The 16,645-nt window shown below is 46.0% G+C and carries 16 protein-coding genes and 1 tRNA gene; 6 read left to right on the top strand and 11 right to left on the bottom strand.

Annotation, left to right across the window (positions count from 1 at the left end):
• Window positions 1–59 precede the first annotated feature (59 nt).
• Entirely contained in the window at window positions 60–821 is a 762-nt protein-coding gene (gene hisA / locus H579_RS0112335) for a phosphoribosylformimino-5-aminoimidazole carboxamide ribotide isomerase (protein ID WP_028300937.1), read from the top strand.
• Window positions 822–946: 125 nt separating this feature from the next.
• Here hisA and H579_RS0112340 read toward each other — a convergent pair whose 3' ends face one another.
• The 6 genes from H579_RS0112340 to H579_RS0112365 all read right to left on the bottom strand — a co-directional run bounded on the left by H579_RS0112340 (window position 947) and on the right by H579_RS0112365 (window position 4,444).
• Window positions 947–2,020, bottom strand: coding sequence for a 3-deoxy-7-phosphoheptulonate synthase (locus tag H579_RS0112340; RefSeq protein WP_028300938.1), 1,074 nt, complete (start codon window positions 2,018–2,020; stop codon window positions 947–949).
• Between the two features lie 152 nt (window positions 2,021–2,172).
• Window positions 2,173–2,580, bottom strand: a complete 408-nt coding sequence (locus tag H579_RS0112345) for a TusE/DsrC/DsvC family sulfur relay protein (RefSeq protein ID WP_084624097.1) — start codon at window positions 2,578–2,580, stop codon at window positions 2,173–2,175.
• A 32-nt stretch (window positions 2,581–2,612) separates the two neighbouring features.
• The gene (gene tusB / locus H579_RS0112350) at window positions 2,613–2,903 is read right to left on the bottom strand and encodes a sulfurtransferase complex subunit TusB (protein WP_051227576.1); all 291 of its coding nucleotides are present in this window, start codon (window positions 2,901–2,903) and stop codon (window positions 2,613–2,615) included.
• A 1-nt stretch (window position 2,904) separates the two neighbouring features.
• Window positions 2,905–3,261, bottom strand: coding sequence for a sulfurtransferase complex subunit TusC (gene tusC / locus H579_RS0112355; RefSeq protein WP_028300941.1), 357 nt, complete (start codon window positions 3,259–3,261; stop codon window positions 2,905–2,907).
• Window positions 3,262–3,263: 2 nt separating this feature from the next.
• A complete protein-coding gene (gene tusD / locus H579_RS0112360) occupies window positions 3,264–3,656 on the bottom strand; it encodes a sulfurtransferase complex subunit TusD (RefSeq protein WP_028300942.1) in 393 nt (130 codons plus the stop codon).
• Between the two features lie 119 nt (window positions 3,657–3,775).
• Complete coding sequence (locus H579_RS0112365; protein WP_028300943.1) at window positions 3,776–4,444, bottom strand: Bax inhibitor-1/YccA family protein; 669 nt, start codon at window positions 4,442–4,444, stop codon at window positions 3,776–3,778.
• Between the two features lie 142 nt (window positions 4,445–4,586).
• Between H579_RS0112365 and H579_RS0112370 the strand changes: the two genes are divergently transcribed.
• The 4 genes from H579_RS0112370 to H579_RS0112390 all read left to right on the top strand — a co-directional run bounded on the left by H579_RS0112370 (window position 4,587) and on the right by H579_RS0112390 (window position 8,123).
• A tRNA-Ser gene (locus H579_RS0112370) sits at window positions 4,587–4,677 on the top strand.
• Between the two features lie 385 nt (window positions 4,678–5,062).
• A complete protein-coding gene (locus tag H579_RS27910) occupies window positions 5,063–5,422 on the top strand; it encodes a S24 family peptidase (RefSeq protein WP_281167051.1) in 360 nt (119 codons plus the stop codon).
• Between the two features lie 972 nt (window positions 5,423–6,394).
• On the top strand, window positions 6,395–7,099 hold the full coding sequence (hda, locus tag H579_RS0112385; RefSeq protein ID WP_028300944.1) for a DnaA regulatory inactivator Hda: 705 nt from the start codon (window positions 6,395–6,397) through the stop codon (window positions 7,097–7,099).
• Window positions 7,100–7,166: 67 nt separating this feature from the next.
• Window positions 7,167–8,123 (top strand): sensor domain-containing diguanylate cyclase, encoded by a 957-nt coding sequence (locus tag H579_RS0112390; RefSeq protein ID WP_028300945.1) that lies wholly within the window; start codon window positions 7,167–7,169, stop codon window positions 8,121–8,123.
• Between the two features lie 88 nt (window positions 8,124–8,211).
• Here H579_RS0112390 and H579_RS0112395 read toward each other — a convergent pair whose 3' ends face one another.
• From H579_RS0112395 to H579_RS0112405, 3 genes are all read right to left on the bottom strand, one after another.
• The gene (locus tag H579_RS0112395; RefSeq protein WP_028300946.1) at window positions 8,212–9,318 is read right to left on the bottom strand and encodes a phosphoribosylaminoimidazolesuccinocarboxamide synthase; all 1,107 of its coding nucleotides are present in this window, start codon (window positions 9,316–9,318) and stop codon (window positions 8,212–8,214) included.
• Window positions 9,319–9,365: 47 nt separating this feature from the next.
• Entirely contained in the window at window positions 9,366–9,785 is a 420-nt protein-coding gene (locus H579_RS0112400; protein ID WP_028300947.1) for an immunity protein Imm33 domain-containing protein, read from the bottom strand.
• Between the two features lie 169 nt (window positions 9,786–9,954).
• A complete protein-coding gene (locus H579_RS0112405) occupies window positions 9,955–11,247 on the bottom strand; it encodes a DUF945 family protein (RefSeq protein ID WP_028300948.1) in 1,293 nt (430 codons plus the stop codon).
• Window positions 11,248–11,489: 242 nt separating this feature from the next.
• On the opposite strand from H579_RS0112405, the gene H579_RS0112410 reads away from it, so the two are divergent.
• A complete protein-coding gene (locus H579_RS0112410; RefSeq protein WP_028300949.1) occupies window positions 11,490–14,519 on the top strand; it encodes a DUF748 domain-containing protein in 3,030 nt (1,009 codons plus the stop codon).
• Between the two features lie 191 nt (window positions 14,520–14,710).
• Here the strand turns inward: H579_RS0112410 and efpL are convergent, their stop codons facing one another.
• Together efpL and H579_RS0112420 are read right to left on the bottom strand one after the other, a co-directional pair.
• Window positions 14,711–15,277, bottom strand: a complete 567-nt coding sequence (efpL, locus tag H579_RS0112415) for an elongation factor P-like protein EfpL (protein WP_028300950.1) — start codon at window positions 15,275–15,277, stop codon at window positions 14,711–14,713.
• 196 nt (window positions 15,278–15,473) lie between these two features.
• Window positions 15,474–16,475: a hypothetical protein gene (locus H579_RS0112420; protein ID WP_028300951.1), complete on the bottom strand. Its 1,002-nt coding sequence runs from the start codon at window positions 16,473–16,475 to the stop codon at window positions 15,474–15,476.
• Window positions 16,476–16,645: the final 170 nt, after the last annotated feature.

The raw sequence follows: 16,645 nt of genomic DNA on the forward strand, positions 1-16,645 counted from the left end.
AACCGAGATAACTCAGTTTCGGTTAAACAAACATCGCTGTTATTGTACGGAGCTTAGTTTTGACCCAGTTTCGCCCATGTATTGACCTGCACCAGGGGCAGGTAAAACAGATTGTTGGTGGTAGCCTGAATGACGAAGGTGCGAAGACCAACTATGTCAGTCCCTACGATGCAGCTTATTACGCCGAGCTGTACAAAAAACACAATCTGACCGGTGGTCATGTGATCGCTTTAGGCCCTGGCAACAAAGAAGAAGCGTTAAAAGCGTTATCGACCTGGCAGGGTGGCCTGCAGTTTGGTGGCAGTGTGAATGATGAGAACGCTGCTGAGTTCCTGCAAGCGGGTGCCTCCCATGTAATTGTCACCTCCTACCTGTTTGAAGGTGGCCAGTTTAGCTGGCAGCGCCTGGAAAAGATCAAGCAGGAAACCGGAACAGAGCGCCTGATTCTGGATTTGAGCTGTCGCCGTACCGAGCAGGGCTGGAATATCGCCACTAATCGCTGGCAAACTGTAACCGAGCTGGCCGTTAATAAAGAAACATTGGCTGAGTTAGCGCAACACTGTTCCGAGTTTCTGATTCATGCAGCGGATGTCGAAGGCTTGCAGGGTGGTATTGATCAGGACCTGGTTAAACTACTGGGCGAAGCCTGTACGATTCCTGTGACCTATGCCGGTGGTGCTCGCTCTCTGGATGATCTGAAACAAGTACATCAACTATCCAATGGCAAGGTTGACCTAACCATTGGCAGTGCACTGGATATCTTCGGTGGAAAAGGTGTAACACTGGAAGAGTGTATCGCCTGGAATCAGCAGAATAAATAAGAGAGCTTAAGGTTAGCATCTGATATTTTGTCTTGAAATTGACTCCTTAAAGCATAAAAAAATCCCCGTTTAATTTTGCAACTGAACGGGGATTTTTGTACCAGCCTGATTATGGCTATAATCGCTTAGCTATTACGTGCTGGTAGCACATCACGCAGCTTGTCAGCCATATCCAGTAAAGTCTTCTCGGTGGTATTCCAATCGATACAGGCATCCGTAATAGACACACCATATTGCATGTCATCTTTATTAGCCGAAATGCTCTGATTACCCCAGCCGATGTTACTTTCAATCATCAGACTCACAATCGACTTGTTACCGTCGATAATCTGGTTCGTTACGTTTTCCATCACCAGGGGTTGCAACGCAGGATCTTTATTGGAGTTTGCGTGGCTGCAGTCGATCATAATATTCTTCGGCAGATTCGCTTTTTCCAGATCTTTCTCACACAGCGCAACGCTCACGGAATCATAGTTAGGCTTGCCATTACCACCACGCAGTACTACGTGACCGTAGGTGTTGCCCTTGGTGCGAATAACGGATACCTGACCCGCCTGATTGATACCCAGGAAGCTGTGCGGATGAGAAGCAGACTCCAGTGCGTTAGTCGCGACAGCCAGACCACCGTCGGTACCGTTCTTAAATCCAATTGGCATAGACAGACCACTGGTCATCTCACGGTGAGTCTGAGATTCTGTAGTACGCGCGCCAATAGCAGACCAGGCAATAGTATCCTGCAGATACTGAGGCGAGATAGGATCCAGTGCTTCAGTTGCCAATGGCAGGCCCATTTCCGCCAGATCAACCAGCAGTTGGCGGCCGATATGAAGGCCTTCTTCCAACTCAAAGGTATCGTCCAGGTGTGGATCGTTAATCAGCCCTTTCCAGCCGACTGTCGTACGTGGTTTCTCAAAATAAACACGCATAACGATATATAGGGTGTCGCTGACCTTTTCCGACAGGGCTTTCAGACGTTGGGCATAATCTTTCGCCGCTTCAACATCATGAATAGAGCAAGGGCCCACTACCACAAACAGGCGGTTATCTTTACGGTCCAGAATATTCTTGATCGTTTCACGACCTTCAATAACGGACTCACGCGCCAGTTCGGTTAACGGGATCTCTTTTTTCAGTTGTTCAGGTGTAATCAGGATATCCTGCGACACCACATTAACATTGGTCAGACGTGTTTCAGGCATTCTAAGAATCCTTTGTTAGCTGTATTTGGTCTAAATTATAATTTTATTGAGCTCTCCATGAGCTCTTTAACTGCTTGTTATTGTTAGGGTATTGTTTTTTTACCCAGAGCGATAGTGCTAAACACTATACTTTGGGCGTTATGACGATTCCGTTACAAGCAGTTGGTGGGCTTGGGCAAGCCGGCGATCTTGCTGGCCATCTTGGCCGGACTGTCACCAAACAGCTGCATCAGGTAGATGCTACGGGCTTGCTCTTTACCCAGATGGAGGCCGATATACTTCACCAGAGGCCGCATAGCCGGTGACAGTTCGAACTCCTCATAAAAGCGTCTTAACAGATGGATAATCTGCCAATGGGCTTCCGTTAGCTGCATGCCTTCACTTTGGGCGATCTGCTCAGCGACGTTTTCATTCCAATCGCTCAGGTTTTCCAGGTAACCCTCACTGTCGGTCGCAGGTATCTCTTGGCTATGCTCCTGACTCTTCTGCTTTTTCTCAAGCGCTGTATCAGAAGCCTGATTATTCGTTACGCTTTCAGTGTCTTGTTTATGATCTGCCATGGCGTTTTCCATCTTAAAGCCTGTCGTCCGCCTTAGAACCAGCTGCACACTGACTTATATTGTTCGGTCAGCTCAACAAAACCGGCGTAGTCGACGACGGTAATACCCTCACGGCACTGACCTTCAGACAACCCTCTGGCCAGCAGATCTTCCTTTAACACATACCAGGAAACTTCATGAATCTCCGTGGGATGGGCTGTTTCTAGCGCACCATAGACACCGTCTTCAAGCAAGAGCACGCCATCATTACGAGCGGTGGTCAGCAGGCACTCATTGAGTGTATTGCAGTTAAAAACAGACTTATTAACGGTATGTAAAATCATATTAAAAATTAAAAACCTGTTTATGTTGCTGCAGAAGGCCCGGTAACGCTTTGGACGTGATCGGCTGACAGTCTATATTCAATTGATCCGCTGCCATACCACGAGTATCCAGGCTGTCATTATGCACGTAGATATCATCAATATCGTACATCGACAGCGCCTGCATCATAGCTTGAGTGCCTTTCTGGCCAACGGCATCCGGTTGTTGATTCTGGGCCAGCTGGAATACACCATCACCCATAAACAACAAACTCACCTTTTGACCAAAAGCCGCACCTACTAATGCCAGATCCAGTGCTTCACGGGCCCATGAAGTGCCCACAGGGGGCTTACGAAAAATAATTAAAATATCTGACATTTTTATGGCCCAAAGCTGACTAAACGATCACATTCCAATCCGGCATCCACCAACTGACCTAAACCAGACAGCTGATAACCCTGCTCCAGGTTGGAACCTGGCTTGCTGTAGCGCTTAGCCTCATTCTCATCCAGCAGGCCACGACGTACTGCTGCAGCGATGCAGACAACCAGTTCAACGCCGTTCTTTTCTGCCAGTTGCTGCCATTGTTGCGGCAGATTGGCTTCATCCTGCGGCGGTGCTACCAGAGCCGAGCCGTTATAGATGCCGTCGTGGTAGAAAAACACCCGTTGGATCTCATGGCCCTTGTCCAGAACCGCCTGGGCAAAGTGAAACGCCGTATGGGTTGCCTGATGGCTGTAAGGGCCACCGTAAACTGCAATGCTGTATTTCATAGTGTCGTCTTATCCCGCCCTGGTTCTTTTACCGCCATTATTACAACCGTATTACATCCGTAAATAAAAACGCCCCGCCGGGTTAGGGCAGGGCGCTTAGTATATCTAAATCGACTGTATCAGTCGTCGCCCAGTACCCCAAATAGCTGAAGCAAGCTTAGGAAGAGGTTATATAAGGACAAATACAAGCTCACGGTTGCCGCGATATAGTTCTGCTGACCACCATTTACGATAGCGCTGGTCTCATACAGAATCGCCGCACAGGCAAACAGCGCAAAACCGGCAGAAATTGCCAGCTGCAGGCCAGGGATTTCAGTAAACAGGCCAACAACCACAGCCCCCATCAGCACGATACCGCCTGCAAACAGGAAGCCGCTCAGGAAGCTGAAATCTTTTTTCGATGCCAGCGCATAGCCAGACAGCGCCAGGAAGATCACCGCAGTACTACCCAGAGCATTAGCAACGGTTTGACCGCCACCCGGCAAACTCATATAAGCAGACACCACAGGGCCAATAGATAGCCCCATAAAACCAGTGAAGGCAAAAGCCAGTACCAAACCCAGCGCGCTGTTCTGGAACTTATTTACCAGGAACATCAGGCCAAAGGCACCGATAAAGAACACAAAAATATTCATCCGCTCAAGGCCCATCATCATGGACAATACAGCGGTACAAGCACTGAAAGCCAAGGTCAGGCTTAGCAGCATAAAGGTATTACGCACAACTTTGTTAACCGGAACAGCTTGAGTCTGCTGTTGCGCGGCCATATCGTATTGTTCGAAAGCCATTTCTTTCTCTCCAGACAGAAAACACAACTCTGTAGACCTATTGTCACTGAATCAGTTCCAAAGTCAAAGAAATCATATCAGGAGAAAAAACAATAAATTATGGTTGACGAAAAAAAACAGGCTGGTAATATACGCCCCCGTTGGAGGGATGGCTGAGCGGCTGAAAGCACCGGTCTTGAAAACCGGCAAGGGTTAATAGCCCTTCCAGGGTTCAAATCCCTGTCCCTCCGCCATTATTTAAAACCCCGCTAGTTCGCTAGCGGGGTTTTTTATTGCCTGAAGAAAAGTGATGAAAATAGATTACTGGGACCAGGCCAGGATTTCGTCTAGTGGTCCGTGTGATTAGTTCGAAGACATTCCTTAATAATAATTTCGCACTAAACCAGTAAGCTACGTATATAAAAGTGATCTTTTATTAGGATTGCACCCTGAGTGGTTGGAGTTTGGCACTGACAGCCCTCACAAACAATCGAACAACCAGACCGAGCTGGCAGGTTTTATTAAACCTTGGGATAGTGGCACTCCCTTGGATGATGAAGTAGAGCTGCCCTTTTTCACGGAGGTTGAGTTGTCTGCAGGTAATGGATCTACCCAGGTAGTTGAAAGCCATGGACCAAAATTAAGGTTTGCCAAAAGTACTTTGCGCCGAGTGGGGGGGTTCAGCCTCAGCAAGCTGCTTGCATGACTGTAACAGGTGATTCAATGGCCTCTATGTTGAATGATGGTGTCGTAGTAGGGGTTAATCTCGGTGAGACCAAGATAAAAGATAGCTCTATCTACGCACTGGATCAGGAAGGGATGCTTAAGGTGAAAATTCTGCATCGCTTGCCAGGCGGAGGCCTGAGAATTCGCAGCCTGAATCGGGACGATTATCCAGATGAAGATTATGACGCCTCTTACTTTATTGAACATGTAAAAATTATTGAACATGTAAAAATTCTGGGCAAGATTTTCTGGTACTCCGGTTTGATTTACTAACTACTGTTTTTCCTTTTGCTGTGCTCGAACTATCAGATTTAACTGAGACTTCGAGCCTTATTGATTCTTCGCCCCTCCTTTCTCGCACTTTGGCCTTATGCTGCCTTAAATCGTTTACTTATTGATGAATATCTATGCTGTCTTGCAGTTTAAGGGCAGGTGAAGTGCTGATGCCAAAAAAACTTAACTCTTTGCCTGGAGCAAAGTGCCATACCTAATGCTATTGAGTCATCAGCAACAAGCGGCATAAACGCTTTCGCAGTAAAACATGAGCCTTCCCTTTGCTATGGATAATCTCTGTTCTAATGAGAGATACACTGAATTACTTTTATTTCACTCTATATGTATATTTCTGTTTTAGTTGAATAATAGACGCACAAAAAACGTCGCGTCAGCAGGTCACTTTATTCCTCTGTCATTGATCGAACAATGTCGATAAATTTTCTTTGTCAATGAATAAGCCTTCTTGTTAGAGGCTGCTTGTTAAGAATACATATAAATCAAAAGAACATTTAAGTTACATGCTAAAAATTTGTAAATTGACACTTACTTTTTAATTTTCCTGGTGATTTAACGAAAAACTCAGGGTTATACCTAGTATGCGCAGCCGGATAACTCGTTTAGAATTATGATCAATTAAATAATCCCTCAATTATTTCTTTAAGCAATTATTATTGCCAACTGAAATAAATCAAAGGAGTGTATTATGCAGCAAGGTGAGCAGCAACCTCTCCCTCTTTGGGTAAAAGTCATTTGGACTATCTGTACTTTAGCTCTTGCATATCGAATGTTTATGGCTTCCGAGTGGTTCTGACTGGGTCCCAAATCACGGTCCGACCATAAACAGTCGGAGCAGGCTTACATTTTATATCCAAAAAATACTGTATGAATGAACAAAAGGGTTTCTTTTGTTGCCTAAAGCAGATAAGTTATAGGGAATTTTATTGGTTTTTTAGAGTAAGTCATTGAAATATGGCTGATTTCGAATCATCACAGCTTTCTTTAAGTATAGGTCTGAGAGACGATGCGACCTTCGCAAATTTTCTGTCAGCAGATAATGCTCCTGTTATAGCGGCGCTTCAGTCTCAGATAAGAGGATGTGGCGAGAGTTTTCAGTACCTGTATGGTGGTGGAGATTCCGGGAAAAGTCATTTGTTGCAGGCAGTTTGTCACTTGTCCGATGAACTCGGCTTAAGATCTGTTTATCTTCCGCTGGAAGAGCTGGCGCTACTATCGCCGGATCTTTTGGACGGCATGGAAGATTTAGACCTGGTATGCGTCGATGACCTTCACCTGGTCGCGGGCCGCAAGAAGTGGGAAACGGCGTTATTCCATTTCTTTAACCGTATGCGGGATGCAGGGCGCTACCTGATTATCTCTGCAGATGCTGCACCTGGGCAGCTAGGGATTAAATTACCTGATTTAGCCTCCCGTTTGGCCTGGGGGGTTACCTTATCGCTACAAAGCCTGACAGATGAGCAGAAAAATGAGGCGCTGAAGCTCAGAGCTAAAGAGCGTGGGCTAGAATTAACAGATGAAGTTGCACGTTATATTCTACATCGTGGGCCAAGAACTCTGAGAGAGTTGTTTGATATGCTGGCTAGATTGGATCATGCATCTTTGATGGCTAAAAGAAAATTGACAATACCTTTTGTACGGGAAACGTTGCAGTGGTAAGTTAAAGCATGTATTCCTTGTAAATTTTTCCCTTGGATGTATGGGTGTTAGATAAAAGGAGGGTACTATGAGCGCAGTATCCGATCATTTGATTGGTGCGGTGATGGCTCAGTCTAAAGAGCTGTTGCTGCTGTTGGACCCTGAAAGTCTTAAGTTTATCTATAGTAACTCTGCTGCAGAAACATATCTGGGCTATGCAGCGGGTGAAATCTGTGATCTCCCTCCACATAATCTTTTACCTGAATTTTTAGAGCCAGAGGTGGCTAATTTAATTGAAAACCTGGCCTCTCAGCCTGATTCGCCTATCTCCATGAACACCGTCCTGGTGTCCAAACTATCTGGTTTGCGCGATTATGTGCTACAGATGCAGTATGTGGATGTTGAAGATAAAAAAATGGTATTGATTGCGGGTCATGATGTGACAGACCGTATGGCTGAAGCGGATCAGATGCAGGAGATGCTGGCCGATGCTCAAATGAACTCGATGCTAGACCAGGGAACAGGTTTGATGCAGAAAGTATTTTTCCTGCCCTATCTGCTCGCGACTATGCATAAATCTGTTGAAACAAAGCAGCCCTATGGTTTGATATTACTGGATATCACCAATATTCCTGAGATTAATGAACAGTTTGGTCAGGCCGCTGGTGATAGGGTCCTATTGCATGTGGGTCAGATTGTGAAGCGCTTAGTGGAGTTTCCTGAATTTGCAGCACGCTTTTCAGGCAAAAAAGTTTGTCTGCTAATGTCTGAGGCAAACAAGGGGAGTGTGCAAGAGTTAGTGAAGCAGTTAATGCGGGCTATGGGACGTCTTGCTTATCCCAATTATCCTAGCCTCTCTATTCAGCCAAGAATGGGAGTATTTTTTGGCAAGCAGGCGTTTGACCCAGAGCAGATACTGGAGCTGATAGGCGAAGATTATAAACTCAAGCGCGAAGAGAAGCCCGATCTCTTAGTACTATTAAACCCTGAGCTTCCCGCTGATGAGGCCCCCAGAGCTGATCCAGTTGAGCCGAATAGAGATTAAAAGCTATTTATCAAAGGCGTAGAAGCTATCCAAAAAGAGGAGCTAAAGTGAGCTCCTCTTTTTATCCGCACGCTTGCTATGACTAGTATTAGCCGTCAATCAAACCGTACTGATCACGCAGAATGTCAATGATCTCTGCTTTAGGGTTGTCAGACAGTACCAGTTTTCCACCGATAATCTTTTCTGCGATACCTACGTAGGTCTCAGAGACTTTCATCATAACCGCTTCTGGTAGGGCATTATCACGAGCCAGAGCGTAACGCTCTTCCATACGGTTCTTATTCAGTAGAATATCCGGGTCAGGGAAGTGATTCAGCAGCATCTGACGGAAACCCTCTTTAGAGTTTTCGATCACTTTGCCTTCTCGGTAGTTCGGGCCATCCCAGATACGGGAAGAATCCGGTGTACCCACCTCATCCATATAGATCAGTTTTTCGTTGCCTGCGGCATCGGTCACGTAACCAAACTCAAACTTAGTATCAACAAATACCTGATCCAGTTTAGCCAGCTCTTCACTGATGACATTAAAGCCTTCTTTAAGCAGTTTTTCGTACTGAGCGATATCGTCTGCAGACTTAAACTGAAAGGCTTCAAAGTTATTGGCGATATCATCTCGGGTGATATTGACATCATCCACTTCAGGTATACCCGGCACACCGGAAATAATACCCTTGGTTGATGGAGTGATCAGCAGCTCAGGCAGTTTCTGATCTTTTTGCAGATTATCTGGCAGTTGGATACCACAGAATTCGCGCTCGCCTTTATCATAAGCACGCCACATAGAGCCTGTGATGTACTGGCGACAGATCGCCTCGATCATTACCGGCTTGGCTTTTTGCACAATCCAGACAAAGGGGTGTGGGATATCCAGAATATGGCTATCGGCCAGGCCCTGTTCGCGGAACAGTTTAAACCAATGATTAGAGATAGCATTCAGTGCAGCGCCTTTACCCGGAATGCCTTGTATACCGCCTTCACCGTGCCAGATGCACTCAAACGCTGAGATACGGTCACTGATAACCATAATCGCCAGAGGGGCATCAGCTGCGACATCGTAACCTTTTTCCTGAATCAGGCGGCGGCTGTCTTCTTCTGTCAGCCAGTAAACAGAGCGTACTTTACCGCTATGAACCGGAACGTCGGTACGGATTGGCAGGTCATCGTTCACTGCCAGCACTTTATCAGCAAGACTCATTGCAATATGTCCTGTTAGGGTAAACTAAATTTTTCGGCGCTTTTAGGTTAATGCTTGGCATTAAACTCATCGGGATCGTTAGTAATCTCAACGTCTACTTTTGGCGCTGGGATATCATAGTCGTGCACACGTTCCCAACCGTCTTTTTCTGCACCCGGTACGCGCTCCCAAACAGTGCCAGCGTTATATTCCACCAGCTTGGTCAGGGTATCGTCCATTTTACACATGCTTTCAACAGGTACTGTCATCATGCTGTTAAGCTCATCGGCCAGAAACTCTTCGCTTTCATAGCCGGAGTACATGCGCCAGCCGGTATCATTCAGGTGCTCGGGTACCGTTTTATACATAAAACGAACGGGCAAACGCTCTTCAATCACCATTTTAGAAACCAGACATAAAAAACCGTTTTTGGTTTGGTTGGTTTCCAGTTCAGGGGTTTTCGGATCATCGAGATGAGGCGTTTTCATGTCCGCTCCGGTCTTAGTGAATTAAGGCTGAGTATTGTAATACACAGAGCGGTTTAGGGGAATTTTTACCGCGTTTCAGACTGCTAGAGTTTTCGTTACGGCAAGAGAATATCTATGTGAAATTAAAATCAGCCGGTCTTTGTAACCAGCTGATTTTGTTAATGCTTCTTTAAAAAGAAACGTCATTTAATACCAGCTGTCCATCTTTAAGGCGGGCTTTTAACACCAGATCTTCACCTACTTCACGGTAGGCGCCACGCTGGTTTAACTGAGCCGCCAGAGCTTGTAAAGGCGATATCTTTTCAACCAGTGATTTACTGATATTGAGATCGCTATTGACCACCACGAACTGAGTCAGCAACGGTGCAAAACTAAACGCTTGCAACAATTCTTGGGTGTTAGCATCCAGACTGAGGTTTAAGTTGCCGTTGATATTGCCGTCAGGGGTGGACAGGTCCAGCGTATGAATATCCAGATTTAACATCTGAATAAAATCAGCAAACAAAGGGAAAACCTTCTGAGCATCTTGCTGAGTCATTTGATCTGTTTGCATCTGTTGGCTGGCTTCGATCAGTGCTTCTGTAGCGCTTACTGTGGGGCCGGATAAAACATAAGATATCTCACTGGCCTTTAGCTCCAGCATCGATTGCTGATTTTGGCTGGCCGAGAGTGAGTTCAGAGTAATAGTGCTGTTATAGCTGATGCTCTCAGCTCCTTCACTGCTTTTTTCAATATCAAAATTATCACTTAGCTGAAGTTGCTGGCTATTGAGGTTGATGACGTTGTTACCAAAATCAAACCTATCCAGATTGATATGGCTTTGATAACGCCAGATATAATCGCTGACCGGATTCCCCGAGGCTTTTATCTTCAGGCTACCTAACGATAAATGGTCGCTACTGGCATTCAGATCAGCACCGTTCCAGGTGCCCTGTAACTGATATTGCTGTGGATCGATCTGATAAATCAGACGCATATTTGCGGGCTTGACCTTAATCTCACCACCGTGAGGACCTTCTGGCTTTAGGGTAAAGGCATCAAGATAACTATTAACCACGGCTGTATCAACGGAAACCTCTCCGTCAAAGCGCACAGGCACTATACCGTTAAAGTCTTTATCGACAATTGTTTTAATATTCTCAGTAACGACAACATTTGACTTAAACGTTGCGCTGCTAATGCCATGATCAATCTTATGTCGTAGTTCGATATAGTCATCGGGATGGCTGATTGCGCCTGTTTGATCTTTCAAAATGATACGAGTAATCACTTCACTGGAGTAAGCTGATTTCTGATAGTCTGTGATCTCAATCTGAAAACTATTACCGGGCTGTGCGTTGGTTGCCTGCACCGCCTGCTGCAACTGGCTTTGCACTGTATTACCGACCTTGATCGGCATGTAGGCGGCAGCGCCACCTGCAATAGCAAGGCCAGCAACGCTCCCTGTGATCAGTTTATTCATTCTAGGGTCCTGGTTTTTTTATTGGTTACGGATAGCTACTATATTTTAGTAATGAGCAGGTTTTTGCTGTCTTTGCCACATCATAACAAGGAACGGCAAACCAAAGGTTAAGTTTTTCCAATTTGGTTGCGATAATAAGATATTGAAAATTATCGTAAATAAAATAAAAACTGACATGTTACTCTATTTGGTATAGCCACTCTAATTTGCATTATATTCGTCGAGCCAGGAAGTCACTCCGTATGATGATCAAAGAGCTTTTACAACAGAAAAAAAGGACTGTTATCAGCATAGCGGTTTTTGCATTACTGTGTACCGTACTATTCAGCCGTTGGTTTTTAACACCTCTGGTCAATCACTTTGCTGAGCCCTATAACGCCCGTCTGGAGCAGGTCAAGCTCAATTGGTTCCCGTTGATGGTACAGTTAAAAGGACTGGAAATCGGTAAGGGAGCCTCAGCGTTGCAATTGGACCAGCTGGACGCTGAAGCCAATTGGGGGCTGTTAGTGGGTGATCCTATCACTGTTCAGGTACGAGGTGGCAAGCTTCAGTTGGGCTACCAGGGTGAAAAGCAGATCTTTGCCGGTTTAACTCTGGATGAGTGGCAAGCTCTTTTGGCTGGTGACCCTGCTACCCAGGAAGAGAATGCTCCTAAAGAAAAGGGCGTGGAAGATCCCGATCAGCTTCCCGTTAACTTTATTCTGCAACAACTGATGTTTGAGCAGATTCAGATCAACTCTGAACAGAAAAACTGGCCAACGGTTACTGTTAAGCAATTGAGTTTTGGTCCTTTAGCGCTTCGCCAACCTGACAAACGCAGTGATCTTGCGCTGACTATCGATATAGCAGAGGGACAGATTGGCGCTCAGGCTCAGATTGCGCCATTGGCTTTGCAAACACCGCAAAAATTGCAGTTGGATCTGCAACAGTTAAAGCTGAACCCTGCCTGGTTTGTGATGGTGCCTGCGCCGCTTGCCACAGAGCTGTCTGCTAAGCTGGATCTGGCTTTAAATGAAAAAGGTACGGATCTGGCAACGGTTAAGGGTCACCTGGATCTCAAACAGCTGCAATGGCGCGACTCATCAAATCAGGTCAAAGTAGCCGGAGTAAAACTGGATCAGATCGATTTAGCTTACAACCTGCAAGGGGAGCTGGCGCCGCCAGCAAAAACCCCGCTGCAAGGTGGCTTGAATTTGGTTGTTGATCAGGTGAACATTTCCACTGAGGATAAGCAAAGTGTTCAGTTTCAACGCTTGAACCTCAATGAGCTGCGCTATAACAAGGGGGCAAATCTTCAACAGTTAGTACTGGATAAACTACAAGTTACCGATCCTGACAATCAATTGAGATTAGCCCGGTTGGCGCTGAATGAGATCAGTGCTGAGCCGGGGATACCTAAAGCGGCCTTTAAACGTCTGCAGGTAGATGGCATAGAAGCCTCTGCCCAACAGCATAGCGCTCGTATCTCTGTATTGAGTCTTAATGATCTTGTGGCGGACCTCTCAACATCTTCTATTAACCTGGCTCAGTTAACAGCTAATAAGGTGGCAGCGAATAGTGATGAGAATCAGATCCAGCTAAAGACCTTGGCTATCAGTAATGTCGTGGCTGACCTTTCAAAACCATGGGCGCAGTTTGCTCAATTATCTATTGATAATGTTCAGGCAAGCAGCGGGCCGCACCAGGCTGAGTTTCAAGTATTAACTTTGGCTGATTTAGCAGCGGACTTTGATACCCAAGCGCTGACATTGAACGAGCTGCAGCTGAATGCTTTGACGGCGAAGAGTGAGGGGAATAACGCCAGTGTAAAACAGCTATCAGTTAACAAGGTTGCTGCGGGGATGGATGGGCAGAACGCCTCTGTTAATCAGCTACAAATTGACGGCCTTCAGTTTGAAGATGATAGTAATCAGGTCAGTAATGAGCGGTTAACGCTTAAGGATGTACTTTTCGAGCAGGTATTGGATATCTCCAGCATCGACCTGGCCAACCTTAAGGCCAGGACTGCAGGGCAAGACTATCAACTGCAGCAACTGGCGGTACGCCAGGTGAGTTTCGATCCTACCAGTCATCCAATGAATGCACATATCGCCGAAGTTTTACTGAATAATGCCAAGGCAGAAGTGCAAATCCCGAAACAGGAAAAAGTGGAACAGTCTGCTCCAGTCAATCAAGGACCGGGGAAGAAAGACAGTAACGCTAAGCCAGAGAAAGATACCGAAGTGGTACAGGGTAATCAGACGGGAGCAACCGTTGAAGAGCCTCCGGTGTATCTGACTCTGGATCTGTTGCAGGTAAAACAACACCAGGTGCTATTCCAGGATCATAATCTGGCTGAAGCCACACAAACAGAGTTTAAACTGGAATTGTTTGAACTGGAGAATTTACGTTGGCCCAGCGCTGAACAGGCCCAGTGGAAGCTGGACGCCTGGCTGGATGGCCAAAGCCAGTGGATGTTCAGTGGTACGGCCAGTACGCAGCCGATTACGGTGTCCGCAAAAGGTAAGCAAAAAGGACTTAGCTTACCCGCAATCAGCCCTTACAGTGAGCACTATGCTCAAGTCTTTTTTAAACAAGGTGTTATGGATAACAAGGTTAATCTGGACTGGCAAGGCCAGCATCTGAAAGGGGAAATCGGTTTCTTAATGCATGGCCTGGATATCAAGCTGGACGGCGAATTTTCGAATCAAAATACGCCGTTGCAGATGGCGTTATCGGTATTGAGAGACAGCAAAGATCGTATTGATCTGGCGATTAGCGTGGATAAGAGTGGTGAACAGCTAAATGTCAGTGCGGGTGAGATTATCCGTGAGTTTATTTTCAGTGCCAGCCAGAAAGGGGCTCTGGCTTATCTGAAATATACTCTGCAGCCGTTTGGTGCCTTGCTTACTTTAGCGGATGTAGGCGGAAAGCTGATGAAGGGCGGCGCGGTACCTTTGGAAGGAATTGTGTATGACAACCAGCAAGTAAGCCTTAAACCTGCTCAGTTAGAGTATGCCAATAAGTTACTTACGATGCTGAAAGAGCGCCGCAAGATGAAACTACAAACGTGTGTTCAGTTGGGAACAGAAGAACGTGAGCTATTCATGACTGAATTGAAAGGAGATACAGAAAAGGTTGAAAAAGCGATGCTGGAGCTACAGCAAGGGCGTATTCGTGAATGGCGTCGTTTTTTTGCGCAGGGAGGGGTAGCAAACCAGCTCATGGAGTGTGCCAAAGCTCAGCCTGATGCGCCTCAGATGACTTACAAACTGATGCTGGTACCACAATAACTTTATACTGTAATTGTCACGTTTACGATGCGGCTCATGATCACCAATAAGGGGCAGAGGACTAAAAAGAGTGCTCCACTGGTTATTTTAACCTCTTGGTTAAGCGCATAAGGTGGGATACCTGTGGTGCATCATATAGGGTAAATATCCCTTTTTACATTGCACCACAGGACAACTCATCAAGTTGGATATTAAGCCCGACCAGCAAACTTACGTTCTTCAACGTTGATCTTAATGCGGTCACCTGCTGAGATATGTTCAGGTACCTGTACGATCAGACCTGTACTTAGAGTGGCAGGTTTGGTCCGGGACGTTGCCGATTGTCCTTTAATGGATGGATCTGTTTCCACAATTTCCAGTTCAACGGTTATTGGCAGCTCAATCGCTACAGGTGCATTATTGACCAGCAGAACCTGAATTCCCTGAATCTCTTCATTGATAAAAGCAACCTCATCTGCGATAGATTCTTTATTGATGTTGTAAGAGCTGTAGTCCTCACTGTCCATAAAGACATACTCGTCACCATCAATATAGGACAGTGTTGACGGACGGCGTACCAGATCTGCCAACGTCAGCATATCGGAATCTTTAAAGGATTCGTCCAGCTTAGCTCCCGTTACTACATCATACATGCGCATGCGATAGATACTGCCTCCAGCACGGCCCTGTGGAACAGAGCGCTCAATATCTTTCACAAAGTAGACACTGTTGTTGAACTCAACGGCAGCATTTTTCTTGATTTCACTTGCCTTTGGCATGTCTGTAATTCCTGAAGTATAAAAGTCGAGAAGATTACTACATACAGCGGCGTAATCAACGTTCTTTCGTTAATTAGTTTGGCCTTACTTATAGGGTACGTGTGACTGGGTTTCGGTGATTGGTCATTAAGGAATTCGGTTGTCAGTTGGGCTAAGCACGCCAACATACATCTTAAAAATATAAACAGTGCTGAGGTTAAGCTGGCCTACTGAATAAGGGAGAGAACTGTTGACTCTCCCTTAACCAACGACACCCCACCTGTTTGGCAAATGACTTGAGCTTTTCTAAATGCCCTATTGCCCGACAAGGCTTGATACCGGATGGTTGCATCGCCTTAAGCCACTGCTCCGCATCAATATTTAAACGTGACAAAATAGGGGGTAAATGACTAGAAATAGCACCGCGTTTATCCTCCCGCGCACAACGCCCCGTCCAATCCACCAGCTCCAGATAATCTGCAGGATCAAAAGCAATAGCAAAATCACTGTCCGCTTGTTTGGCAGAGAAAGGCTTCAATACAGGCTTATCAGGGGACTGTTCAGTCTGTTCAACTTCTGGAGAATACTCCCGAATACGTTGCTGAATAGAGGTAAAATCCGACTTTTCTGGACAATCTGAAGTAGCAGCACGCACAGGGTTCAGATCCACATAAGCCATACAGGTCAGCAAACCTTGCTCATCCAATAATGCCTGACTTTTAAAACGACCCTCCCAGAAACGTCCCTTGCAGTTATCTTCCTCATTGGCTTTACGGGCGATATGCTCATTGAGACAGCGCATAAACCAGCTGATATCCATCAGCCTTTCCCGCCACTGAGCGACAATCTCTGCAACCTTGTCCAGCTCCGCATCTGTTTGATATTCACCGCGTTTATAACGCTGAATCAACACCGGCCCGGTAAAGAGCTGAGTCCAACGGGCAATCACTTCATCATCAGACCAACTTTGTGCTTGCTGCTGATTGATATACAGCACCAGATGGTAGTGATTTGACATCAAAGCATAAGCACAGATATCAATGGCAAACATCTGATCTAACAGGATTAAACGATCAATAATCCATTGACGACGATGCTCAAATGACTGACCGGAAAACTCGTCCTCACCGCATAGAAAAGCCCGACGCACACAACGAGCAATGCAGTGATAGTAGGGCGTATCGGCAGGGCTGATCTGTTCACGGCGTGCGCGGGTCATGTGGCGATCCTCTGAAATTCCTTGGTGGCTGAATTCAGCGTAGACGAGGCCCGTGTTCTAACTGGAAGTGCACCGCTATAGTTAAATCAACTAGCAAGGAGGTGCATTGTGGGAAAGAATTATTCGCATTTGAGTCATTGTGAAAGAAAGCGGATTTTCCATTGGTTTCA

This window comes from Oceanospirillum beijerinckii DSM 7166 (assembly GCF_000422425.1).
GTDB lineage: Bacteria > Pseudomonadota > Gammaproteobacteria > Pseudomonadales > Halomonadaceae > Oceanospirillum > Oceanospirillum beijerinckii.

Bases quoted from the DNA above. Each gene is read 5' to 3' on its own strand.
- H579_RS0112420 (WP_028300951.1), bottom strand. From the start codon at position 16,475: ATGACCCGCGCACGCCGTGAACAGATCAGCCCTGCCGATACGCCCTAC.
- H579_RS0112395 (WP_028300946.1), bottom strand. From the start codon at position 9,318: ATGAGTCTTGCTGATAAAGTGCTGGCAGTGAACGATGACCTGCCAATC.
- H579_RS0112345 (WP_084624097.1), bottom strand. From the start codon at position 2,580: ATGGCAGATCATAAACAAGACACTGAAAGCGTAACGAATAATCAGGCT.
- H579_RS0112365 (WP_028300943.1), bottom strand. From the start codon at position 4,444: ATGGCTTTCGAACAATACGATATGGCCGCGCAACAGCAGACTCAAGCT.
- hda (WP_028300944.1), top strand. From the start codon at position 6,395: ATGGCTGATTTCGAATCATCACAGCTTTCTTTAAGTATAGGTCTGAGA.
- H579_RS0112405 (WP_028300948.1), bottom strand. From the start codon at position 11,247: ATGAATAAACTGATCACAGGGAGCGTTGCTGGCCTTGCTATTGCAGGT.
- H579_RS0112390 (WP_028300945.1), top strand. From the start codon at position 7,167: ATGAGCGCAGTATCCGATCATTTGATTGGTGCGGTGATGGCTCAGTCT.
- efpL (WP_028300950.1), bottom strand. From the start codon at position 15,277: ATGCCAAAGGCAAGTGAAATCAAGAAAAATGCTGCCGTTGAGTTCAAC.
- H579_RS0112340 (WP_028300938.1), bottom strand. From the start codon at position 2,020: ATGCCTGAAACACGTCTGACCAATGTTAATGTGGTGTCGCAGGATATC.
- tusC (WP_028300941.1), bottom strand. From the start codon at position 3,261: ATGTCAGATATTTTAATTATTTTTCGTAAGCCCCCTGTGGGCACTTCA.
- H579_RS0112410 (WP_028300949.1), top strand. From the start codon at position 11,490: ATGATGATCAAAGAGCTTTTACAACAGAAAAAAAGGACTGTTATCAGC.
- tusB (WP_051227576.1), bottom strand. From the start codon at position 2,903: ATGATTTTACATACCGTTAATAAGTCTGTTTTTAACTGCAATACACTC.
- H579_RS0112400 (WP_028300947.1), bottom strand. From the start codon at position 9,785: ATGAAAACGCCTCATCTCGATGATCCGAAAACCCCTGAACTGGAAACC.
- tusD (WP_028300942.1), bottom strand. From the start codon at position 3,656: ATGAAATACAGCATTGCAGTTTACGGTGGCCCTTACAGCCATCAGGCA.